This window comes from Embleya sp. NPDC005971, from assembly GCF_040629175.1.
Classification (GTDB): Bacteria; Actinomycetota; Actinomycetes; order Streptomycetales; family Streptomycetaceae; genus Embleya.
Genome location: NZ_JBEXUX010000032.1, coordinates 39,649 through 62,846 on the forward strand (window position 1 = coordinate 39,649; position 23,198 = coordinate 62,846).

At 72.7% G+C, this 23,198-nt stretch carries 16 protein-coding genes; 7 read left to right on the forward strand and 9 right to left on the reverse strand.

Annotated elements, in window-relative coordinates:
* Nucleotides 1-210: 210 nt before the first annotated feature.
* Genes ABZ374_RS26340 through ABZ374_RS26350 form a run of 3 tightly spaced genes read left to right on the forward strand, consistent with a single transcriptional unit; the run spans nt 211 to nt 3,736 of the window.
* On the forward strand, nt 211-735 hold the full coding sequence (locus ABZ374_RS26340; protein WP_360315178.1) for a PadR family transcriptional regulator: 525 nt from the start codon (nt 211-213) through the stop codon (nt 733-735).
* Nucleotides 732-1,412, forward strand: coding sequence for an ABC transporter ATP-binding protein (locus ABZ374_RS26345; protein WP_360315180.1), 681 nt, complete (start codon nt 732-734; stop codon nt 1,410-1,412). The genes ABZ374_RS26340 and ABZ374_RS26345 overlap by 4 nt, the downstream gene beginning before the upstream one ends.
* Nucleotides 1,409-3,736 carry an FtsX-like permease family protein gene (locus ABZ374_RS26350; protein WP_360315182.1) on the forward strand — a complete coding sequence of 776 codons (2,328 nt, stop codon included), beginning with the start codon at nt 1,409-1,411 and terminating at the stop codon, nt 3,734-3,736. Before ABZ374_RS26345 ends, ABZ374_RS26350 begins: the two co-directional genes overlap by 4 nt.
* 91 nt (nt 3,737-3,827) lie before the next feature.
* Here ABZ374_RS26350 and ABZ374_RS26355 read toward each other — a convergent pair whose 3' ends face one another.
* The gene (locus ABZ374_RS26355; protein ID WP_360315184.1) at nt 3,828-4,640 is read right to left on the reverse strand and encodes an SAM-dependent methyltransferase; all 813 of its coding nucleotides are present in this window, start codon (nt 4,638-4,640) and stop codon (nt 3,828-3,830) included.
* A gap of 906 nt (nt 4,641-5,546) precedes the next feature.
* On the opposite strand from ABZ374_RS26355, the gene ABZ374_RS26360 reads away from it, so the two are divergent.
* The 3 genes from ABZ374_RS26360 (at nt 5,547) to ABZ374_RS26370 (ending at nt 8,199) form a co-directional block, all read left to right on the forward strand.
* Nucleotides 5,547-6,689 carry a helix-turn-helix transcriptional regulator gene (locus tag ABZ374_RS26360; RefSeq protein WP_360315186.1) on the forward strand — a complete coding sequence of 381 codons (1,143 nt, stop codon included), beginning with the start codon at nt 5,547-5,549 and terminating at the stop codon, nt 6,687-6,689.
* A complete protein-coding gene (locus tag ABZ374_RS26365) occupies nt 6,679-7,188 on the forward strand; it encodes a hypothetical protein (protein WP_360315188.1) in 510 nt (169 codons plus the stop codon). The genes ABZ374_RS26360 and ABZ374_RS26365 overlap by 11 nt, the downstream gene beginning before the upstream one ends.
* Nucleotides 7,189-7,386: 198 nt before the next feature.
* Nucleotides 7,387-8,199: an SAM-dependent methyltransferase gene (locus tag ABZ374_RS26370; RefSeq protein ID WP_360315190.1), complete on the forward strand. Its 813-nt coding sequence runs from the start codon at nt 7,387-7,389 to the stop codon at nt 8,197-8,199.
* A gap of 27 nt (nt 8,200-8,226) precedes the next feature.
* Here the strand turns inward: ABZ374_RS26370 and ABZ374_RS26375 are convergent, their stop codons facing one another.
* Together ABZ374_RS26375 and ABZ374_RS26380 are read right to left on the reverse strand one after the other, a co-directional pair.
* Complete coding sequence (locus ABZ374_RS26375) at nt 8,227-9,177, reverse strand: helix-turn-helix transcriptional regulator (RefSeq protein WP_360315192.1); 951 nt, start codon at nt 9,175-9,177, stop codon at nt 8,227-8,229.
* Nucleotides 9,178-9,276: 99 nt separating this feature from the next.
* Nucleotides 9,277-9,516, reverse strand: a complete 240-nt coding sequence (locus ABZ374_RS26380; protein WP_360315194.1) for a DUF397 domain-containing protein — start codon at nt 9,514-9,516, stop codon at nt 9,277-9,279.
* Nucleotides 9,517-10,127: 611 nt separating this feature from the next.
* Here ABZ374_RS26380 and ABZ374_RS26385 point away from each other — a divergent pair.
* The gene (locus ABZ374_RS26385; protein ID WP_360315196.1) at nt 10,128-12,992 is read left to right on the forward strand and encodes a LuxR C-terminal-related transcriptional regulator; all 2,865 of its coding nucleotides are present in this window, start codon (nt 10,128-10,130) and stop codon (nt 12,990-12,992) included.
* Between the two features lie 148 nt (nt 12,993-13,140).
* On the opposite strand, the gene ABZ374_RS26390 is transcribed toward ABZ374_RS26385, so the two are convergent.
* The 6 genes from ABZ374_RS26390 to ABZ374_RS26415 form a co-directional block, all read right to left on the reverse strand.
* On the reverse strand, nt 13,141-13,971 hold the full coding sequence (locus tag ABZ374_RS26390) for a methyltransferase domain-containing protein (RefSeq protein WP_360315198.1): 831 nt from the start codon (nt 13,969-13,971) through the stop codon (nt 13,141-13,143).
* Entirely contained in the window at nt 13,968-15,353 is a 1,386-nt protein-coding gene (locus ABZ374_RS26395) for a cytochrome P450 (RefSeq protein ID WP_360315200.1), read from the reverse strand. The genes ABZ374_RS26390 and ABZ374_RS26395 overlap by 4 nt, the downstream gene beginning before the upstream one ends.
* A gap of 52 nt (nt 15,354-15,405) precedes the next feature.
* Complete coding sequence (locus ABZ374_RS26400) at nt 15,406-18,432, reverse strand: NHLP bacteriocin export ABC transporter permease/ATPase subunit (RefSeq protein ID WP_360315201.1); 3,027 nt, start codon at nt 18,430-18,432, stop codon at nt 15,406-15,408.
* A gap of 181 nt (nt 18,433-18,613) precedes the next feature.
* Complete coding sequence (locus tag ABZ374_RS26405; protein WP_360315202.1) at nt 18,614-20,878, reverse strand: NHLP family bacteriocin export ABC transporter peptidase/permease/ATPase subunit; 2,265 nt, start codon at nt 20,876-20,878, stop codon at nt 18,614-18,616.
* Nucleotides 20,875-21,690, reverse strand: a complete 816-nt coding sequence (locus tag ABZ374_RS26410) for an HlyD family efflux transporter periplasmic adaptor subunit (RefSeq protein ID WP_360315204.1) — start codon at nt 21,688-21,690, stop codon at nt 20,875-20,877. Before ABZ374_RS26410 ends, ABZ374_RS26405 begins: the two co-directional genes overlap by 4 nt.
* A complete protein-coding gene (locus ABZ374_RS26415; protein WP_360315206.1) occupies nt 21,674-23,170 on the reverse strand; it encodes a SagB family peptide dehydrogenase in 1,497 nt (498 codons plus the stop codon). Before ABZ374_RS26415 ends, ABZ374_RS26410 begins: the two co-directional genes overlap by 17 nt.
* Nucleotides 23,171-23,198: the final 28 nt, after the last annotated feature.

The window sequence follows — 23,198 nt, forward strand, 5'->3', positions numbered from 1 at the left end:
GGCGCGTGAGCGGTTGCGGGCCGGCCGATTCGTAGCCCGCCGGACCCGGCTCGCGTGCCCGAACAAGTGCATCGATCAGGTCGAGGGCGCGTCGCCGACAGGGCCGCGCGCCCTCTTCGATGGGGCCTCCCGCCCTCGTCGATCGGAGCGTCCCGACCCCGTCGAGCCCGCTATACACACCAGGTATACCTGGTGTGTATAGTCCTCCGCATGTCAATCGGACACACCCTGCTCGGACTCCTGGAGTCCGGGCCCTGCCACGGCTACGACCTCAAACGCAGCTTCGACGAACGCTTCGGCCGGGATCGTTCGCTCGCCTACGGCCAGGTCTACTCGACCATGTCGCGGCTGCTGAAGAACGGGCTCGTGGAGATAGACGGCCTCGAAACCAGCGGCGGGCCCGAGCGCAAGCGCTACTCGATCACCGACGCCGGCGTCACCGACGTCGAGCAGTGGCTCGGCCAACCCGAGAAGCCCGAGCCCTACCTCCAGTCGACGCTCTACACCAAGGTCGTGCTCGCGCTGCTCACCGGCCGGGACGCCAACGAGATCCTCGACACCCAACGCGCCGAACATCTGCGGATGATGCGCGACCTCACCCGGCGCAAGCTCGACGGCGATCTCAGCGACCGATTGATCTGCGACCACGCGCTGTTCCACCTCGAAGCCGACCTGCGCTGGCTGGAACTGACCACCGCCCGCCTCGGCGAACTCACCCAGGAGCTCCGCAAGTGACCGACGCCCTGCTCAGCGGCCACGAGCTGCACAAGACGTATGGTGCGACGCCCGCACTGGCCGGTGCCGAGTTCACCATCGGCGCGGGCGAGATCGTCGCCATCATGGGTCCGTCCGGATCGGGCAAGTCCACCCTGCTGCACTGTCTGGCCGGCATCGTCCGCCCCGACTCCGGCACCATCCGCTACGACGGCGGCGACTTGACCGCCATGTCGGACGCCCGGCGCAGCGCACTGCGCCGGAGCGACTTCGGCTTCGTCTTCCAGTTCGGCCAGTTGGTACCCGAGCTGACCTGCCTGGAGAACGTCGCGCTGCCGCTGCGGCTGAACGCGGTCAAGCGCCGGGAGGCCGAGTCGAAGGCGCGGGAGTGGATGGAGCGCCTGGAGGTCGCCGACCTCGCGGGCCAACGACCCGGGGAGATCTCCGGCGGCCAGGGCCAGCGCATCGCGGTGGCCCGAGCCCTGGTGATCCGCCCCCGCGTGGTCTTCGCCGACGAGCCCACCGGTGCGCTGGACTCGCTGAACGGGGAACGGGTGATGAAGCTGCTGATCGAGGCCGCCCGCACCACCAAGGCCGCGGTCGTGCTGGTCACCCACGAGGCCCGGATCGCCGCCTACTCCGACCGGGAGATCGTCGTCCGCGACGGCCGGTCACGGGACATGGCGCGTGCCGCGTGAACGTGTTCCGCGATCTGAGGATGGGCGCCGGCTTCGCGGTCACCGGCGGCCGGGAGGGTTGGACCCGAACGCTGCTGACCGCGATCGGGGTCGGCCTCGGCGTGGCGCTGCTGCTGTTGACCACCGCGATCCCCGGGGCGCTGGGCGCGCGGGACGACCGCGGGCGTGGTCGGGACGAGTTGTCGGGGCGGGCGCAGCAGGCCGCCGAGAACACCCTGCTGATCGCCACGATCGACACCACCTACAAGGGCGACGACATCCGCGGCCGGGCGCTTCGCGCGGAGGGGCCCCGGGCGCCGGTCCCGCCGGGGCTCAGCCGGTTGCCCGCCCCGGGCGAGATGATGGTCTCGCCCGCCCTGGCCGACCTGCTGGCCTCGAAGCGGGGCGCGCTGCTCAAGGAGCGCCTGCCCTACCGTACGGCCGGAAAAATCGCCGACCGGGGCCTGATCGGTCCGGACGACCTGACCTTCTACCTCGGCAGCGACGCCCTCACCGGGGACTCGAACACGGCGGTCCGGGTCACCGCGTTCGGCAATGATTTCCCCGCGGAAAAGCTGGATCCCCGGCTGCTCCTGCTCGTCGTGGTGATGTTCGTGGTGCTGCTGATGCCGGTTGCGGTGCTGATCGCCACGGCCGTGCGGTTCGGCGGCGACCGGCGCGACCGGCGGCTCGCGGCGCTGCGGCTGGTCGGTGCGGATGCCCGGACCACCCGATGGATCGCGGCCGGCGAGGCGCTCGCGGGATCGTTGTTCGGGCTGGTCCTCGGGCTCGGCTTCTTCCTGATCGGTCGGCAACTGACCGGCGCGGCGGCGGCGTTCGACCTGAGCATCTTTCCCGGCGACCTGGATCCGAGTGTGCCGCTGGTCGTCCTGGTGGTGCTCGCGGTGCCTGCCGCCGCCGTCGCGGTGACGCTGTTCGCGCTGCGTTCGGTGGTGATCGAGCCGCTCGGGGTGGTGCGTACCGGTACCCCGGCCCGGCGCCGGGTGTGGTGGCGGTTGCTGCTGCCGGTCGTGGGCGTGGCCCTGCTCTTCCCGTTGATCCGTCGGGGCGCCGACGCCGGGGAGTTCAACCGGTTCCAGGTGATCGGCGGCACGGTGCTCCTGCTGTTGGGGGTCACCGCGTTGTTGCCGTGGCTGGTCGAGGCGATGGTGGCCCGACTCGGCGCGGGCCGGGTGTCGTGGCAACTCGCGGTGCGTCGGCTGCAACTGGGCAGCGGTGCGGCGGCCCGCTCGGTCAACGGGATCGCGGTCGCGGTGGCCGGTGCGATCGCTCTGCAGATGCTCTTCATGGGCATCGAGAAGGACTACGTCAGGGACACCGGCCAGGACACCGCCCGGGCGCAGATGTCGGTGTCGTCCAGCGGGTCGATCGGCAGCGACCGGGTCACCGAGATCACCGACGGGATCCGCCGGACCAAGGGGGTGCGCAGTGCCTTCGGGCACTCGGGCACCCGGATCGGCGATCGGGGCGACAACCCGGCCGAGGGGGCGACGCTGACCATCGGGACGTGCGACGCACTGCGCGAACTGGCCCGGATCGAGCGCTGCGCCGACGGTGACGCGTTCATCATCGAGGCGAGCGGGTCCTCGGACCGGGTCGTCGGCGAGATGCGGCCGACCCCCGGTCGGCAGGTGGTCATCGATCCGGCCTACGGGATGATCGAGGGGGCGGCCCCGTCGCGCACGCCGTGGCGGATTCCCGCGGCCGCGCCGACCGTGCCGGGTCGAGCCGACGCGCACGGGACGCGCTACGACGGGGTGCTGGCGACGCCGGGCGCGGTGCCCGCGGCGGCCAGGAAACTGACCTACTGGATGGACGTGCAGATCGACCCGACCGTCCCGGACGCTCGGGACCTGGTCCGCAACGCCGCCGCCCGGGTCGATCCGCTGTCCACGGTCTACGACCTGTCCCGGACCCAGGAGTCGCGGCGGTTCGCGAACGTGCGCACGGCGCTGTTCATCGGCACGGCCGTGGTGCTGCTGCTGATCGGCGCGAGTCTGCTGGTGACCATGCTGGAGCAACTGCGCGAGCGGCGGAAGTTGTTGTCGGTGCTGGTCGCGTTCGGCACCAGGCGCAGCACGCTGAGCTGGTCGGTGCTGTACCAGACGGCGGTTCCGGTCGCCCTGGGCCTGGTGCTCGCGGCGGGCACGGGCATGGGGCTGGGTGCCGCGCTGCTGGGGATGGTGGGTCGGCCGTTCACCGTGGACTGGACCGGCATGGCGTCGATGATCGGGATCGGCGCGGGGGTGGTGCTGCTGGTCACGGCGCTGAGCCTGCCGCCGCTGTGGCGGCTGATGCGCCCGGACGGGCTGCGCACGGAGTAGGCGCGGGCATCTCTCGCGAGCGAACCCGCCACCGGGCGGCCGTGCGAGCGGCCACTCGGTGGCGGGTTCGGGGCGGTGGTGTGGTGGGTGCTCAGGGTTTGCGGGCGACCGCGCCGAACTGCGGTACGACCGGCGGAAGTTCGTCGGTGGGGGAGGCGGCGCGCCAGCGTGCGCAGGAGACGATGCCCGGTTCGAGCAGCTCCAGGCCCTCGAAGAACCGCTCGAACTCGGCGCGGCTGCGCGCGGTGATCGGCGGCTTGGCGTTCTCGTTCCAAAAACGCATCGCCTCGACGTTGCCCTCGCCGCCCAGTTCGGTGGTCGGGTGGGTCACCACGAGGTGGCTGCCCGAGGGCACCGCGGCCATCAGTTTGCGGACGATGTCCACCGCCTCGTCGGTGTCCAGGATGAAGTTGAGGCTGCCCAGCAACATCACCGCGACCGGCCGCTCGAAGTCCAGCGTCGCCGCGGCGGCCCGGAGGATGGTGTCCGGGTGGTGGGCGTCGGCGTCGATGTAGTCCGTGGCGCCTTCGGGGGTGCTGGTGAGCAGGGCGCGGGCGTGCGCGAGCACCAGCGGGTCGTTGTCCACGTAGACGATCCGCGCGGCGGGGTTCACCCGTTGGGCGACCTCGTGCGTGTTGTCGGCGGTGGGCAGCCCGGTGCCGATGTCCAGGAACTGGTCCACGCCCACCTCGCCGGCCAGGAACCGCACCGCGCGGCCGAGGAAGACGCGGTCCGCCCGGGCGACTTCGCCGATCGAGGGGAACATGTCGGTGACGTGGTCGCCGACCTTGCGGTCGATCGGGTAGTTGTCCTTGCCGCCCAACCAGTGGTTCCAGACTCGGGCGTTGTGCGCCACGTCCTGGCTCGATGTCGGCGGGCCCTCGGCGGGTCGACTCTCGCTCACGGGGGTGGTTCCTTATCCCTGGACGCCGTTCGGTCGGCACGCTCCGAACGAAAGGTTGCGTCGATCGGCGCGATCGAACCGATTCCCGAACCATTGTGCCAGGCCCGTGTGGATCGGCCGGCTGCGGTGTATGGGCGTGTCGGGCCGCGATCGGTTGCCGGGTCCGCCGGTCCGCGCCGTCGGGTCCGCGCGTTTTCCGGGGGTTGTGCGCGGGCGGTCGGTTCAGAGTGTGCGGATGCGCCGGCGCGGACGCGGGAGCGTCGCGGGCGAGAAGGGTGTCGGTATTGTCGGCATTTTCGAATCCGGGCGGAGGTCGGCCTTTTGCATATGCAATTGCATGGGTGTCACTCGGGAGGGTGGATTCGACGACCGGGCCCGTCCTCTCCATGATGGGCGTGGAAATGGGGCCGTTCCGAGGCTTTGACGTTTTCCGATCGAGTCTCGTTGGCGTATGTGCGTTTGTGCCTCGGGACCTGCGGTTCCCAGTGCGTCGACCGGTCGATGTGGTCGGTCGGAGAGGACGTCCTCGACCGGTTCGGGAGCGCGGAGGCGGGCGCCGCGCATTTGCATTTCCGTGGATTCGTTGATGTCCGGGAAAGTCTGGGAGTAGCTTCCGGAACATCGAACGACCCCGGATGCCGAGCATCGCTCCGGGGTCGTCGGGAACAACGATCAAGGAATCACGGATGTTGATCGAATTATCCGCCGGAGAGTTGTCCCAGCACCCCTCGACGATTCCCGAATGCACCATTCCGTGGTTTCCCTCCGGGGAAACGACGGGGAGTGCGGAGATTGCGGATGTCCAGCTCCGGCCGAGCGCCGAGGCGCCGGTGGCGCGGTGCGTGTGCACCGCCCTACGGCGGATTCCGTGATCGCCTCGCCCGGAACCGGAAGGAGAAACAGGGAATGAACGCCCAAAGGGGCATCACCAGGTGCGCGGCGTGCGGGCGGCGCTTCGCCCAGCGCATGGCGACCGGCCGCAAGCGGCTGTACTGCGATCCGACGTGTCGACGGCGGGCGCAGCGGGCGCGCGAACGCGAACGGGGGGCGCCGGCGCCGGTCGGTCCGGACGACCCGCTCGGCCCGATCGAGCCGAGCGACCCGAGCGACCCGGCCGACCCGCAGGGCCTGGAGGCGGGCATCGTGGCGATCCTGCGCCGGGTGGCCTGCGCCCTGGAGGAGGCCGAGCGCACCCGCGAGCCGCTGCGGGTGCGCCTGGCGTACGCGGATCGGCTGAGTGGGGAGACCCGGCGCTATCGGGCGGTGGTGGGCGAGGCGCATCCGGCCGCGCGGATCCCGCCGCGCCCGCAGTGGTCCGCGCAATTGGCCGCGCGGTTGGGTGCCCGGGCGCATCCCGGCGCGGACGCCGGTCGCGACGAGGACCTGTCCAGCGCGCAATACGCGGGGGAGCGGTTGGCCGCCGCGTTGCGCGAACTGCGCCGGGTCGAGGGGATCACCGTCGCCGACCTGGCCTGGCAGGCCGGCATCAGCGAGGGGTTCCTGGATCGCATCCTGGCCGGCGAGGTGTGGGCATCGTGGCCGGTGGTGGAGACGCTGGTCGGGAAACTGGACGGCGACGCCCACGAGTTGCGGGCGTTGTGGGAGTGCTCGCGGGGCATCGATCACGGCATCCGGCGCGAACTGCGCGACCTGGTCGAGCTGCTGGCGGCGATGTTGCGCGGGTTGTGGTTGGCCGCCGGGCGACCCGCACCGGAGCTGCTCGGCGCGCCGCCGCTGACCGCCGATGCGCCGGCGCGCATCCTGGCCGGCGCACTGATCCCGGATCGGGCCGGCGCCGAGGTCCTGGCCGAACGCCTGGGGGCGCATCCGGACGTGGTGCGCAGACTGTGGACCCAGGTGCACTACGGCGTGTTGATCCGCCTCGGCGACGCCGGATTCCCGGCCGGCGGACTGGCGTTCGGCGCGCTCGGCGGGCCCGGTCCGGGAGGGCACAGCCGGGCCGGCGAGGTGGACCCGGGGGCGGCCGCCCGGCCCGGTGACGTGGATCGGGACGCGCCGGCCCGGTCCGGTGGTGCCGATGTCCCGTGATCCGGCCTCGGGGCGATCCGGCGTCGCCGGCGTCGTGGTGGTCGGGCGGTCCCGTGCTCCGCTCGACTTCGCCGCGTTCTGCCTGCTGTACCGCCCGCGTTGGGCGCAGTACGCCCGGCTGCGGGTGGGCGACCCGATCCGCGGCGAACGGGCCGTGCAGTCGGCGGTCGCCGAACTGGCCACGAACTGGCCGGACATCCTGCGGGGGCCGAAGCCGACCGCCGGGGCCTGGCGCATTCTGGGCCGCGCGGTCACCGGTTCGCCCGGGCCCGTGTCCAACCCCCTGCACGACGCGCTGCCGTGGCCGCAGGCGGACGCGGTGCTGCTGCACTATCGCCTGGGCCTGACGCTCACCGCGACCGCCGACCTGATGGGCGCCGAGCCGCCCGAGGTGGCGGCGCACCTGGTGTCGGCCGAACGCAGCCTGCCCACCGACGTGGTCAAAGCCCTCGGCCGCGGCCCCGCCGGCGAGATCGGGCCCGGGCAGTACGAGCGATGAGAGGGCGCGGGTCGCGCGTTCCCTCGCGCGCGACCCGTTTCTCCCTCCGCCGTGTCCCGGCGCACCCCGTTTCGCGCCGCGAACGGGCGGGTGCTTCCGGGACGAGTACCTGCCCCCGCGGCATCCGCGCGCCTAGCATGGCCGGTGGGCGTCGGGACGGTGGCGGCGCACCCGCGGGCGCGACATCGAGGGGGCGGCATGGGGCACGGGGAGAAACACGTTTCCGAGATCGACGTGGACACACCCAGCGCGGCCCGGATGTACGACTGGTACCTCGGCGGCACGGACAACTACCCCGCCGATCGGGCGGCCTGCGAGGAACTGCTCAAGATCGTCCCGAGCACCTGCGAACTCGCGCTCAACAACCGGGCGTTCCTGCAGCGGGTGGTCCGGGTGCTGGCCGCCGAATACGGGATCCGGCAGTTCCTGGACCACGGATCGGGTCTGCCGACCCGGGAGAACGTGCACCAGGTGGCCCAGGGTGTCGACCCGGCGACCCGGGTGGTCTACGTCGACAACGACCCCATCGTGTTGGCGCACGGCCGGATGTTGCTGGAGGAGAACGACAACACCGCGGTGATCCAGGCGGACATGACCGACACCGAAGGCATTTTCGAGCACCCCGAGGTCCGCCGGTTGATCCGCCTCGACGAGCCGGTCGCCGCGCTGTTCGTGTCGGTCCTGCATTGCCTGCCCGAGTCGGCCGAGCCCGCCGCGATGATCCGCCGGGTCGCCGAGCGGCTGCCGGCGGGCAGCTTCATGGTGATCTGCCAACTGGTCAGCGACGACCCGGCGATTCGGGACGGGGTCAGCGACTTCATGGCCGAGGCGACCGGGAACAACTGGGGTCGCGTGCGCGAACCCGCACAGGTGGACGGCTACTTCGACGGACTGACCATCCTGGAGCCGGGCCTGGTCGAGGTGTCCACCTGGCGGCCCGACTCGCATGTCACCGTGCGCCAGAAGACCGAGGAGTGGATCGAGTACGGCGGCCTGGGCCGAATTTCCTGAACCGGCGCGGCGGGACGGGTGTGCGGCCTAAGGCAGGGCCCGGGCATCGTCCGGGTCCTGGCCGGCCGCGGTGAAGCGCTGCTCGGCGTCGCGCAACATGCGTTGGCTGGACTGGCGGTCCTCGGCCACGGCCCAGAGCCGCAGCAGGATCTCCCGATAGGCGTCGATGTCCGTGCGCCTGCTCAAGTACGTGGCACTGTTGGCCTGTTCCAGGTAGATCATCTCGCTCGGGCCGCCCGAGGCGAAGCGCAGATACGTCATCGGCGACGGCGGGGTGATGCTGGCCGCCCGGTCGAAGCGCACGACCCGGATGTTGATCCGGTCCCGGGCCGACTCCGCCAGCAGGTGCCGCATCTGCTCGGCCATCACCTCCGGACCGCCGACCGGCCGCCGCAGGATGCCCTCGTCCAGCAGCGCGGTCAGGTCCGGCCGGCGCTCGTCGGCGAGCAACGCCTGTCGCTGTCGCCGCAGTTCGATCCGGCGCTCGACCTCCTCGCGATCCGCCCGGGGCAGTCCCGTCCGGACGATCGCGCGGGTGTAGGCGGGCACCTGCAACAGGCCCGGGACCACGTGCACCTCGTAGGTGTCGATCTTGGTCGCCGCGTCCTCCATGCCGATCAACCGGGCCAACCAGCCCGGCAACACGTCGCTGTAGTGGCTCCACCAGGCACGCTCCAGCGCCTTCTTCAGCAACTCCTCTATTTCGGAGAGGGACTGCTCGTCGTGCACGCCGTAGAAGCGGACCAGGTCGAAGACGTCCCGGGCCCGCGGCGGACTCTCGCCCCGCTCCAACCGACTGATCTTGGACATCGAAGCCCGGATCGCCTCGGCCGCGTCCTTGAGTCCCTTGCCGTTGTCCAGGCGCAACTTGCGCAGTGTGGCGCCCAGTACCTTCACCGCGGCGGCCGGACTGCTCTGCTGGGTCAGTGACACCACGGGTGCGATCGACGGTGCGCGGGCCGGGCGGTCGGCGGACATGCGGGCTCCAGGAATGGGATGTCGACGCCCCATTATCCCGAGTTCGGAACCCGCCTGTCCGTCGATCCGGTCGGCCCCGGTCCGGCCGAACCGCCGGGATCAGTCGATCAAGGAGTCGAACTCGCCGCTCTTGGCACCCGCCACGAACGCGGCCAACTCGGCTCGCGTATAGACCAGCGCGGGTCCCCGCGCGAACCGTGAATTGCGGACCGCGACCTCCCCGCCGGGCAGCGCGGCCAGTTCCACGCAGTTGCCCTCGGCCGTGCTCGCACTGCTCTTCACCCACGTCACGGACCCGAACGAGTCCGCCGGATCCCCGTTGCCGGCACGCATGCTCATCATTCCTTCCCGATCCCGCCCGCTCGTGGCCGCCACGGCGCGATCACGGACGCGACCGCCGTCGTGCAAAGCCACCTGCATTTGCATCATGGAACCGACGAGAAGCCTAGTCACGGGAATCCCGGAGCGAAGTCCCTCGAAAGAGTGCCCGTGCCCCCGGCGCCCACTCGCCGACGCGACCCCTCGAATCCGGTCGCCGGCGGCCGGATTCAGCCGAAATCCAGGGGTTTGCCGAAGCCCCGAGCGAAGTTGCCCGGCGTTCGACGGATGGTCACAAGATCCTTGCGCACAGTTGGCAATCGGGGCTTGTGGCAGGCCGCCACGATGGCGTAACAAGGAACCCGCTGACGGTGTGACAGAGCTGATCGGCGTGCCCCACACCGCGGTTCCGCGACCGCGGGAACCCGACCACGGGGGGCGGCGTCGTACGAACCGGATCGACCAACGCACGACCGGACCAGGACGGGACGGCGGCACCCCACGTCCCCGATCGCGACACACCGCACCGGCCCCGCGGGGGAGCCGTCGGCGGCGTTCCCGACGAGCAACGCTGTCATCTCCCCGCACAGCGCCGCGGTGCGGGCCGCGCCCGGGGGAAGGGGAACGCTTCAGTGGAACCGGAGCGGGTATCCGAACTTTCCGATCTGCTGGCGCACGCACGCGCCTCGCGAACCGGCGCCGGTGGTCGCGCCGTGATCATCCGCACCCCGTCCGGGATGTGGTGCCGCGCACTGCTCGTCGAGTTCACCGACCGGCAACGCCGGGCCGGCGCCGCGCCGATCCTGGTCTCCTGCCAGCACCGCGACGCGCACGAACCCTTCGCCGCGCTGCGCCAGTTGCTCACCGGCTTCGACGACGCGACGGACAGTCCCGGAGACGGCCGCTTCGACGAACTGCGCCGAGCCCTGCCGCACACCGTCCCCGACAACGATCGGCAACTCTTCGACGAACTCTACGAGGCACTGCTGCCCGCCGTGCGCCGCTGCCCCCGGGTGATTGTCGCCGACCACGCGCAGTGGATGGACGACGCCTCGCTGCGCTGGTTCGCCTACCTGGTCCGGCGCCTGTCCCGGCTGCCGTTGCTGGTGGTCCTGGGCGTGCGCACCGACGACGACCTCCCGGCCCGGGACGTCCTCGACGACATCGGCGCCCAGGCCGCCTGCCACGAGACCACGCTGCGTCCGCTTTCCGTGCACAGCGCCCGCGAACTCGTCCAACGGGCCTACGCCGGGCGCGTGCCCGACGACCCCTTCGTCCGGTTGTGCCACCACGTCACCGGTGGCGTGCCCGAATACCTGACCCGGCTGATCGAGGCCCAACTCCAGGCCGGGCTGCCGCCCGAACTGGGCATCACCCGTGTCGCCGGCCACGTCGACGGCAGGCCCCGGCTGACCCGGGCCGACCACATCCGCCGGATCGCCGCCCGGATCGAGGCCGCGGCGGTGACCACCCGACTGGCCCGCCAACCGGAACGGGTCCGGGCGTTGGCCCGGACCACCGCGCTCTTCGGCGACGGCGCCGACCTGGACATCGTGGCCGACCTGCTGGGCACCGGCCCGGACCGGCTGGACGGCCCGCTGGCCGAACTGGTCCGGATCGGCGCGCTGCGCCGGGCGCCGGCGGGCAGCCGGTTGATGTTCCGCACCCCCGAGTTGCGCGACGCCGTGCACGACACCATCCCGGAGGCACTGCTGCGCGATCGGCACCTGCGGGCCGCCCGCCGGCTGGGCGACTACGGCGCGCCGGTTACGCGCGTCGCCGACCACCTGTTGCGGATCGACACGCTGGACGCGGACGACCACGCCTGGGCGGGCGCGGTGCTCTACGAGGCGGGGCGCATCGCGCTGGAGACGGGGGCCACGCTGCGCTGCGCCGAGTACGCCCGGCGCGCGCTGCGCGACGACCCGGCCCCGGAACACCGCGCGCGGCTGCTCGTGTTGCTCGGCCGGGCCGAGGTGCCGACCGCACCCGAGGCCGCCGGTCGCCATCTGGAGGAGGCGCTGCGGCTGCTCACCGATCCGGTCGAGCGCGCCGAGGCGATCCTCGAACTGTGCCATGCGCAGGTGTTGCGCGAGGGCGACTGCGTCGAATCGGTGATGCGCCCGACCCACGGCGCCGCGTCCCGGCTGGGCGAACTGGCCGCACAGGACTGCCTCGACCCGGACCTGCGGTTGCGGCTACGCGCGGTGATGCACCAGGCGGCACCCGGTGGCGCCCCCTCGACCCGGGAAATCCGGTACGGCGCCCAACTCCCGGCCGAGGTCACCGGGGTCACCGCGGGCGAACGCGAACTGCTCGCCGCGTTGGCCTCGGACAGCGCGTGCCGGGCCGAACCGAGCACGGTGGCGCTGGACCTGATCGAACGCGCGCTCGCCGGCGAGCCGGCCCGAGGCAGCGCCTCGGGGCTGCTGCTGCTGCGCAGCGTGGTGGTGCTGGCCTGGGCCGGGCGGCTGGACGAGGCACGCACCTGGGCCGCCGGTCTGACCGCGGGCGCGGCGATCGGGCCCGCGCACTCGCGGATCGGCCTGCCCGCCGTGGTCGCCCACTGCCTGTGCGCGGACATCGCGCTGCGGGCCGGGAACCTGTCCGAGGCGCTGACCGAGGCGCGCACCGCCAGCCGACTCGCGCGCGGCCCCGAACTGTCCGCACTGGCCCAGCTCACCCGGGTGCAACTGGCCTGGATCCGGGTCGTCCTGGGCCAATACGACACCGCCGCCGTGATGTTGCGCGGGGCACTGGGCGTCCCGCGCGCGCGGGCCACCGCGTTGGGCGTGCGCGGGCGATGTCGCCATGCGACGGGAGACCTGCGCGGAGCACTGGCCGACTATCTGGAATGCGGCCGCCGACTGGCCGAACTGGGCATCGTCAACCCGGCGTCGAGCGACTGGCGCGGCGGCGCGGGCCTGGCGCTGACCGAACTGGACCGACGCGACGAGGCGGTGTCACTGCTGGACGAGGGCCTGGAGACGGCCCGGCGCTGGGGTGCGGCGGCCACCATCGGCGAGGCGCTGCGCAACCGGGCCCGGATCGAACCCCCGCGCGTCGCGGCCCGCTTGCTGGAGGAGTCGGTCGCCGTCCTGGAGAACTCCGGAGCCCGACTGCAACTGGCCGAGTCCCTCGTCGAGTCGGGTCGGGTCCACGCGCTGGCCGGGCAGGCCGCCGCGGCCCGACAGTCGTTGCGGCGCGGGATGGGCCTGGCCCAGGAGTGCGGCTGGGACCTGCTGGTGGAGCGGGCGCACAAGGACCTGCTGGCCTGCGGCGGCCGACTGCGCCGCACCAGCCTGTCCGGTCCCGGCTCACTGACTCCCTCGGAACGCCAGATCGCCGAACTCGCCGCGGCCGGGCACACCAACCGTGCCATCGCCGAGTTCCTGTGCGTCACCCGCGGCACGGTCGAGGTGCACCTGACCCACGTCTACCGCAAGCTGGGCATCACCGGCCGCTCCGCCCTGTCCACCCGCCTGGCGCCGAACTAGGCCCGGTCCGCCGGTGGGGCCGCGCCGCCCGGCACCGCACCGGACGACGCGGCCCGATCCACCAGGATCCGCCGGACCGGGCCCGGGTCCGGCACCCCGGCCCTCGGCCGACGCGCGCCGGACCGGAGACGGCCCGGCGCGCCGCGGCTCAGCGCACCCGCCCGCCGACGGCGAAGCCCAGCAGCAGGGTGAACCCGTCCAGCGCCACGAACCGTTCCCACGCGGCCATCGCCCGAGCGTACGCGGCCACCCCCAGGACACCCCGCTCGACCAGCGGCAGCAACCGCTCCGGCGACAACTGCGGCGCGAGCGCGGCGACCCCGCCGACCTCGTCGCTGGTGTAGGCGAACGGCCGTACGCCGACCTCCGTCAGGCCCGCCGCGCGCAGGATCCGCGGCAGCCGGCGGGCCACCAACCGATCCCCGCCGTCCGCCGCCTGGGCCGAACCCAGCGCACGGTAGGCATCGGCGGAGAACACCGACAGATCCGGCTCGGCGCAGCCCCACAGGCCGGCGTCCACGTCGACGACGGCCAGCCGGCCGCCCGGCCGCAGCAGGCCCGCCAGCGAGCGCGCGACGCCGACCGGATCGGCCAGATGCTGAAAGACGTACCGAGCCAGCACCAGGTCGAACCCCGCGGCCGGCAGCGGCGGTCGGGCCAGATCGCCCGCCACGTAGCGAATCCCCTCGACGGGTCGGGTCGCCCGGGCCACCGCCAACAGGCGCTCGTCCGCGTCCAACCCCACCACCCGGGTGCCGGGGTCGGCCAGTCGCGTCCGCAACCGCCGGGTCACCGCCCCGGTACCGCATCCGGCGTCCAGCACCGCCCCGCCCTCGGCCGGCGCCCAATCGGCGAGCACCCGCCACTCGTGCGCCCAACTCAGCTCCGCCTGGGTCTCCAGCCGGCGCACCTCGCCCGGCAACCCGCCCCATTCGGCCTGCGGCCGGTAACTGCCGCCGGGGTGGATCGCGCCGCTCACCGGGTGCCGCCGTCCGCGAGCAGGTGCGGTGTCATCAGCAACCCGTCCCGAGGCCGCAGCGTCACCAGCGCCTCCGGCACCACCGGATGGCCGACGACACCGCGCAGTTCCAGCCGTTGCAGGATGGTACCCAGCACCAGCACCGCCTCCGTGGTCGCGAACGACTGGCCGATGCACACCCGGGGGCCACCGCCGAACGGCACGTAGGCGTGCGCGGGTCGGGCCTGCCGGGCACTCGCGGCGAACCGCTCGGGCCGGAACTCCTCCGGTGCCTCCCACACCCGCGGGTGCCGGTGCAGCGTCCATGGACTGATGCACACGAGCGTGCCCTCGGGCACCGTCAACCCGTCGAGCACGTCCTCCGCGCCGGCCCGCCGGGAGATCAACCACACCGGCGGATACAACCGGATCGCCTCCTCCAGGCAGCGCCGGGTCAGCTCCAGGCGGGGCAGATCCTCGGCCCGCGGCGGCCGGCCGCCCAACACCCGGGCCAGTTCGGCCCGGACCGCCGCCGCGTGTTCGGGATGCCGATCCAGCAGATGCACCGTCCAACTCAGCGCCTTGGCGGTGGTCTCGTGCCCGGCCATCACCATGGTCAGCACCTGATCGTGCAACTCCCGATCGCTGAACGTGTCCCCGTGCTCGTCCCGGGCCGCGAGCATCGCGTCCAGCAGATCGGCCGGGCGATCCGGCGGCGGCCCGGTGTAGCGCCGCGCGGCCACGAGCATGCCCACCACCCGCTCCAGGAAGGTCTGCGCGGCCAGATACGACCCGCGCAGCCGGCGAAACGCGGCGTCGGCCACGACCGGCGCGGTCGGCTCGCCGTCGAAGTGGCCGATGAAGCGGTTGATGTCGTCGACGGCGCGACCGAACCCGGGCCCGGCCGCGGCCAGATCCGCGCCCAGCAGCGCGTCCGCGACGATCCGCAGGGTGAGCGCGGTGAAGTCGTGGTCGACCCGGACGGACCGACCCTCCCGCGCGGCCCGGCTCCACGCGTCGGCCAGATCCGCCGCGGCGTCGGTCATCAGCGTGTCGAACGCCGCCACCTGGCGGCTGCGGAACGCGGGCGCGCACAACCGGCGTTGCCGCTCCCAGACCGGCCCGTCGCTGGTCAGCAGCCCGGTGCCGAGCAGCGGAGTGAGCATGAAGTCGTCGGGGGTGCCCGCCTTCGTCCACGCGGTGTAGTTGTCCTTGAGGATGTGCCGGACCAGATCCGGCCGATTGACGAACCACACCACCTCGCCCCGGGTGCGATGACTGCACAGATCTCCGTACTCGGTGGCGAGTTCGGTGAGGAAGGCCAACGGATCGTCGCGGATGCCGGCCAGGTCGAGTTCGTCGGCGGGACCGGGCGGACGCCGGCGTACGGGGGATTCGGACATGGCGGACCTCCAGGGCGGGGTGAACCGGCGTGGGCGGGAACTCGCGTGCGGGTCAGGCCATCTGACGTTGCACCAAGCGGTGGAACAGGCCGTCCTCGTCGGCCAGCAACTGATCCGGCGGCCCCTGCTGGACCACTCGCCCGGCGTCGAGCACGACGATGCGATCGGCCTGCATCACCGTGGACAACCGGTGCGCGATGATGATCCGGGTGGCGTTGAGCCGGCGGGTGCTCTGGGTGACCACCTCCTGCGTGCGGTTGTCCAGCGCACTGGTCGCCTCGTCGAAGAACAGGATGCGCGGGCGCCCGATCAACGCCCGGGCGATCATCAGGCGCTGCCGCTGCCCGGCGGACAGGGTCACCGCGCCGTCGTTGAGGACGGTGTGCATGCCCATCGGCATGCGCCCCAGATCCTCGTCCAGACCGGCCATCTCGGCGGCCTCCCACGCCTCGTCGAGGGTGTAGTTGCGCAGCCCGCAGATGTTGTGCAGCACGCTGCCCGCGAACAGTTGGCCGTTTTGCAACACCACGCCGAACTGTCGTCGCACGGCCGCCACATCCAACGACGCCAGGTCCTGGCCGTCGTAGAGCACCGATCCGGCGGTCGGCTCCTCGAAGCCGATCAACAGGCGCAGCAGGGTCGACTTGCCGCAGCCGGTCGGCCCCACGACGGCCACGAACTCGCCCGGCCGGGCCCGCAGGTTCACCTCCTCCAGCACCGGCGGCCCGTCCCGGTGATAGCCGAAGGTCAACCGGCTGACCTCGATGCCGCCGTACAGATCGCCCGGCGGCTGCTTGGACTCCAACACCTCGGGCAGCGCCCGCAACACCGGCTGCACGCCCTCGTACAACGGCACCGCCGCGGCCACCATGGTCACGCTCGCGGTCATCTGGAGCATCGAGCCGAGCATCACGGTGAAGGCGACGTTGAAGGACAGGAAGTCGCCGACGTCCAACTGCCCGGCCGCCGGCCCCGCGGCCATCGCGAACAGCACCAGGGTGCAGACCAGCAGGTAACCCGAGTTGAACACGGTGACCAGGTTCTGCAACCGGCGGGTGCGCACGGTCAACATCCGACCCCGGGCGAAACCCATCGCCCAGAACGCGAACGCCCGGTCCTCGGCCGCCGCCACCCGCAACTTGGGTAGCCCGGACAACAGTTGGAACATGCGGCCGGACAACCGGTGTTCCTCGTCGACCAGTTCGCGCTGCCAGTGCATCTGCCGCAACCCGGCGATCGCGCACACCGCGCCGCCGAGCAGCGCGAGCCCGGTGGACAGCAGCGCCAGCGGCACGCTGTAGAAGAACAGCAGCCCCAGATCGACCACGAAGACCAGGAACGCGGGCACGAACAACGCGGTGACCCCGCTGAGGATCTCGCGCAACCCGCTGATGCCCATCGCGGCGCTGCTCAGCGACCCGGAGGAGACCGACCCGAAGAACCCGGTGGGCAGGCGCAACAGCCGATCCCACACGGCCGCCTGCGCGGACGCCTCGAACCGGCCCTCGACCCGGAGCAGGGACAGGTTCTGCACCGCCGACAGGGCGGCGGCCAACAGCGCGGACACGATCAGCACCACGCACATCCGGCTGACCAGGGCCCGATCGCCCTGCGGCACGAACACGCCGAGCACCTTGCCGGTCAGCACCGGCACCAGCAGGCCGAGCAACGCCGCCGCCGATCCGCAGCCGAGCAGCACCAGCAGATCGCGCAGGCTGCCCCGGACGCCGAAGCGCAACAACGCGCGCGGGCCCCCGGGCTGCTCCGGCAACGCCGGATAGAACATCGTCGCGCGCCGCTCCAGGGTGCCGGCCAGCGCCCGGGTCACCGGCTTCCAGTCGGTGCCGGCCGGGTCGAGCACGTGATAGCGCCGCCGCCGCCACACCAACGCGACCGGGCGGCGCGGGTCCGTATCCGGGTCCACCGCGCGCACATGGCCGACCAGCGGCCCCGAGTCGGTGCGCCACCAGCGGTCCACCAACTGCACGTCGCGCACCCGGAAGCCGGAGGAAACCGCGATCCGCTCCAGCGGGTCCAGCCGGGCGTCGGCGGCCTCCGAGGTGCCCGAGCGGGTGACCTGCACCCCGCCCGCCTGCCCGACCACCCGGGCCACCGCGAGGTAGTCGTCCTGGTCCGCCACGTCCAGGCCGGGTCGGCGGACCGGCCGATAGGGGTCGAGCACCGCGCCCAGCGCGCGCGAGGAGCGGCGCAGCGCCTCGGCGTCGACCAGCCGCCGGGCGTCCAGCTCGCGACCCGCGTTGCCGCGTCGGCCGCGCAGCCGCTCGTCCACGCGCTGCATCAGGGTGTGCTGGTGGCGGGCCAGGTCGGTGGCGAACACGGCCTCCGCGAGCACGTCGCGGGTGCGTACCACGTGCACGAACGCGCCGTCGGCGGAGTACAGCCAGTCGGCCGCGCCGATCGCCAGCCGGCCGCCGAACCCGACCGCGGGCACCGCCTCGGCATCCGGGCCGGCCGCCGCGCCGGGTCGGGCCGCCGTGCCCGGCCCGCGCTCGCCGGACTCGGCGGTGTCCTCGTTCGGGCCGCCGATGCACACCGAGCCGGAGAGCACCCGCACCCACAGCGTGCCCTCGACCGAGCGGGCCGAGCCGCCGGCGGGCAACTCCGCGCCGTCCCCGGCCTCCAGGGCGGTGAAGGTACGCGGCGGCAGGCCCAGGCGCACCGCGTCCGCCAGCGCGCCCAGGCCGCGATCCAGACCGAGCGCGAAGCACCCGGCGAACGCGTCGTCCCCGGCGGCGGCGGTGAGCGCGTCGGCCAGCGCGGCGGTGCGCACCACGCCGCCGGGCAGCGGCTTGCCCAGCATCGCGGTTCCGCCCGGGGGCACCCCGCACAACACCGTGCCGGCACCCACCCGGCACAGGAACTGCCAGCGGCCGCCCTCCTCCTCGGTGGTGGCGAACACGTCCACCATGCCGGCGGTGACGAACCACACCTCGTGCGCGCCGACGAGCGCGAAGGCACCGGCCGGCTCGGGCCCCAGGCGGTCGCCGAGCACGCGCAGGTCCAACGGCGTCTCGTCGGGCGGCTCGGCGGGGTCGAAGCCCTGCGGGGGCTCGGTCATCGTGCTTCCTCCATCGGGCGGTGCGCGGGTGGCGGTCAAGGCGTGTCGCTCTCCGAAGCCGGACGTCGGGCCGGCACGGCGTCGGGTCGGCCCGGTGTCGGCACGGCGTCTGGCCGACCCGGTGTCGGACCGGTGAATGCCGTCCGCCCCGGGCGTGGGCGAGTCGGTGGGTCGGAACCGGCTACTGGTCGCGGATCAGTTCGGCGTACGGCCCGGCGACGGCGGCGAGCGTGTGGTGGTCGCCGCGCTGCGCGACCCGGCCCTGTTCGAGTACGACGATCTCGTCGCTGTCGCGCACCGTGGACAGGCGATGCGCGATGATCACGCACGCACAGCCGCGTCGGCGCAGGTTGTCGTCGATGGTCGCCTCGGTCTGCGCGTCCAGCGCGCTGGTGGCCTCGTCCAGGACCAGCACGCTGGGATTGCGGACCAGCGCGCGGGCGATCTCCAGGCGTTGACGCTGCCCGCCGGAGAAGTTGCGGCCGCCCTCGGACACCGCGCTGTGGATGGTGCCGGCGCGCGCCGCGACCACGTCGTACACGGCGGCGTCGCGCAGCGCGGCCACCACCGCTTCGTCCGGGATCGAGTCGTCCCACAGCGTCACGTTGTCGCGCACGGTGCCCTCGAACAGGAAGATGTCCTGGTCCACGAACGCGACCGCGGTGCCCATCACGTCGCGCGGATAGTCCCGGCGGGGCCGGCCGTCGAAGAGCAACTCCCCGCTCCACGGCTCGTACAGGCCGGCGATCAACCGGCTCACCGTGGACTTGCCGCTGCCCGAACCGCCGACCAGGGCGACCCGCTCGCCGGGGCCCACCCGCAGCGAGAAGTCGTCCAGGAGCGGTTTGCCCAACGGGCTGTAGCCGAAGGTGACGTGGGCGAGTTCGATCCGGCCGGCGAGCACCGGGGTGTGCTCGTGACCGTTGCCGAACCGGGCCCGGCGAGCCGTTTCGTCCTCCAGGAACTCGGGCGCCGGCGGAAACTTCTCGATGTCCTTGAGCCGATTCACGTCGGCGGTGACGTCCTGCAGACGCGGCCCGAGATTGGCCAGTTGGGCCACCGGTCGGCTGAACGAGGTGACCAGCGTCTGGAAGGCGACCAGCAGGCCGATCGACATGTGCCCGTCGATCGCCCGCAGTCCGCCGATCCACAACAGCAGACCGCTGTCGACCGCGGCCAGCATCGGGGGGACCACGGCCAGCATCGCGGTGGGCGCGCCCAGACGTTGTTGCCCGGACACCACCCGGGCCTGGAACCCGGCCCAGCGCTTGAAGTAGTCGCCCTCGGCGCCGGTGGCCTTGAGCGTCTCGATCAGTTGCAGGCCGTTGTACGAGGCGGCGACCAACCCGGAGCGATCCGCGCGCAGCCGGGCCACGGTGTCGGTGCGCATCCGGGAGACCAGCTTGAGCACCACGATGTTGAGCATCGCCACGCCCACCCCGATCACGGCGAGCTGGACGTCGTAGGTCAACAGCAGGCCGGCGTAGACCAGTACCAGGAGGGTGCCGACCGCGGTGGTGGCCACGTCGCGGGACAGGATCTGGGCGATCGTGGCGTTGGAGGAGACCCGTTTGCCGATCTCGGCGGGGCTGCGCTGGGTGAAGAACACCACGGGCAGCCGCAGCAGATGCCGCACCACCCGTACCGAACTGCGGATCGAGGACGCGGACTCCACCCGCAACAGATGGGTCTGCTGCAGCATGGTCAGCCCGATCGTGACCGCAGCCGCCAACCCCATCGAGGTGAGCAGCGCGGGCAGGAACGAGTGGTCGCCGCCGGTGAGCACCCGATCGATGAACACCCGGGTGAACGCGGGCGTGGCCAGCCCGGGCAGGATCAGCAACAGACTGGCCAGCAACGCCAGCAGCAGCGCGCCGCCGCTGCTGCGATAGCGCGCCCGCAGATCGGTGAGCAGCCGCGGCGAATGCCCACCGCGGCGGAAGTCCGGGCCGGGCTCGAAGGTGAGCACGATGCCGGTGAACGCGGCGTCGAACTCCTCGGGAGTGACCACCCGTCGGCCCTGCGCCGGGTCGTTGAGGCGGATCACCGGACGGCCCAGCCGGCGGGCCGGGCCCTCGTAGACCACGAAGTGGTTGAACCGCCAGAACAGGATGGCCGGCGGCCGGCCGCGCAGCAGCGCCGCGGTCTCCATCTGCATGCCGCGCGCGATCAGTCCGTACGCGCGCGCGGCGCGCAGCAGGTTCGCCGCCTTGGCGCCGTCCCGGGAGACGCCGCACGCGTGCCGCAACTCCTCCAGCGGCACATGGCGGCCGAAGTGGGCGAGCACCATGGCCAACGCGGCGGCACCACACTCGACGGCCTCCAACTGGATGACCGTGGGCGTGCGGACCGACGTCGGACGGTCGCCGGACTCGCGGCGTCCGCGCTCGGCCGGGGCGGGCGGCTCGGCGGGTGCCCCGGCCGGCGGGGACGAGGTGGTGGTCATCCAGGAAGCAGCCAATCGAGCGGGCGTTCGCCCGGCAGGCGGGCGAAGCCGGTGATGGGGGTCTGCGAGTCGATCCGGAACGGCGGACCGGACTTGTTGGTCCACCGATAGCCGCTCAGCGTGCGCGGATCGGTCTCCAGGTCGACGGTGATCCGGACCGCGCCCCCGGCGGACAACAACCGGGCCGCGGCCTGTTGGTCGCCGCCGAGGAAGTCGGCCACCTGCTGAGCGGTATAGGGAAACTGGTCGATCGCGGTGATGCGGCCGCGCAGCAGCCCGAACGCCTGGGACGGCGCGGACTGCACGGACACGTCCACGTGGGTGCCCGGCCGCAACATCCCGGCGCTGCGCGGCGAGACGAACAGTGTGGCCAGCAGCCGGTCGTCGTTGGCGTCGGTGCGCTCGACGGTCATGAACGTGGTGCCCACCGCGATGTACTGGCCGCTGGAGACCAGGACGCCGATCACCCGGCCGGCGAACGGCGCCCGGACGATCTGGGTCGCGCCCTGCTGGTCGACCACGGACAACACCGGGGTGCCCTTGGGCACCAACGTCGCCGAGTCCACGAACAGGTTGGACACCAGGCCGGTCTGCGGGCTCTGCACCCGCGATACGCCCAGCGGGTGGGTCAGGATGCCGGGCACCCGCACCTTGCGCGGCAGCGTGCCGGTCGCCGACCACACGGTGGCGCAGCCGACCAGCAGCGCCAGCGCCAGCAGCAGGGCCCACGCTCGGGGGCGGGCCAGCCGGATCGGCGCGTCCAGTTCCTCGGGGGCCTTCAGCGCCTCCAGCGCCTCACGACGAAAGTGCATCGCGGCCTCCCGCCGGGCCGGCCCGCTCGGGGTGTTCCGGTTCGCCGCGGGCCGGCTCGGGGCCGATCGTGCCGAGCAGGAACTCGCCGACGCTGCCCTCGTGTTCCCAACGATTGCCGGTGGCCAGAGCGAACATGTCGGAGTCGCCACCGCCGAGTCCGCACGCGGCCAGCCCCATCGCGGCGGCGACCAGGTACATGGTCTGGTAGAGCACGCCCACGTGCTTGAGCACGAGCGCGTAGCCCATCGTCTGGTACTTCCACATCACCCGGCCGAACCGCGCGCTCACCACCAGCACCACCTGCGGCGGCGTGGCCATCAACGACGTCGCGCGGGCCACCTCGGACAACCGGTGCACCGCCGGGCCGGGCTCGGCGACGCGCTCCAGGCGATGCCCCTGCGGGTCGTAGTGGTAGAGCCCGGGCGCGACGCCCTCGACGTTGTTGATCAGCGGGTACAGCTCCAACTCGTGGCAGCGTCCGCCCGAGGGGTAGGGCCGGTCGCCGATCTCCTGCCGCTCCTCGTGCAGGATCGCCCGATTGCGGGCCGAGCGGTACAGGAACTCGCCGAGCCGCTCCAGGGTCAGCGGCGCCGCGTCGTCGTGCGCGCGGATCGAGCGGCGGCCCTCCAACACCTCGGTGAGGGTGGGGTCGGTGCCGCGCAGCGCGTCCAGGTCCGGGCGCGGCAGCTCGATCGCGGGCCCGGCGAACGGCGGACGCACCGCGGGCAGCGGCTCGGTCGACCCGGCCCGCCAGTAGGTGCCGCCATACGGCAGGTCGTGCCGCCCCGCCCGGGTGCGGCCGTGGAACCACAACTCGTGCGGCGACCACTGGGCCCGGTCCGGGTCGGCGTCCTCGGCCTCGGGATCCACCAACAGGCCGTGCCGGGCCAGCAGGTCCAGCGCCCGCTCGATGCCCGGCGTCGCCCCGTCGAGCCGGTGCGGCAGGCCGGCCAGCAGCGCGGCCAGCGCCGGATCCGGCAGTTCGGCGGCGACCGGGGCCAACGGCGACTCCAGCACCGCGTGTTCGCCGTCGCGCCGCAGCACCGCGAAACGGGACAGCCGCAGCCGCTTTCGTTCGACCGCGGCGCCGCGCGCGGCCGGGGGCGAGGACGGCGCGAGCGGCCGCAACGTCAGCAGCGGCCGGCCGGCCACCTCCAGGTGGATGCTCAGCCACCCGCCCGTGCGCAACCGGCGCAGCAGCACGGGCAGTTTGAGCAACGCCGCCTCGCCGTCGCACCCGAGCACCGCCCGGTGCAGGTCGTCCTCGTCGCACGGGTGTGCGGCGAGCAGCGCCAGGGCCGCCGCGACGCCCGGCGCGAGCACGCCCAGCCCCAGCCCGCGCGGGCCGAGGAACAACAACGTCGCGCCGTCCGCCGCGGTGCGCACCCGCACACCGGGGTGCAGGGCGATGCGTTCCACCGGCGTGGACTCGGCGGGTGCGGCGACCGCCGCCGCGGGCGGGATACCGAGGCTGGTCATGGAACCTCCGGGACGGATCGGGCCGGAA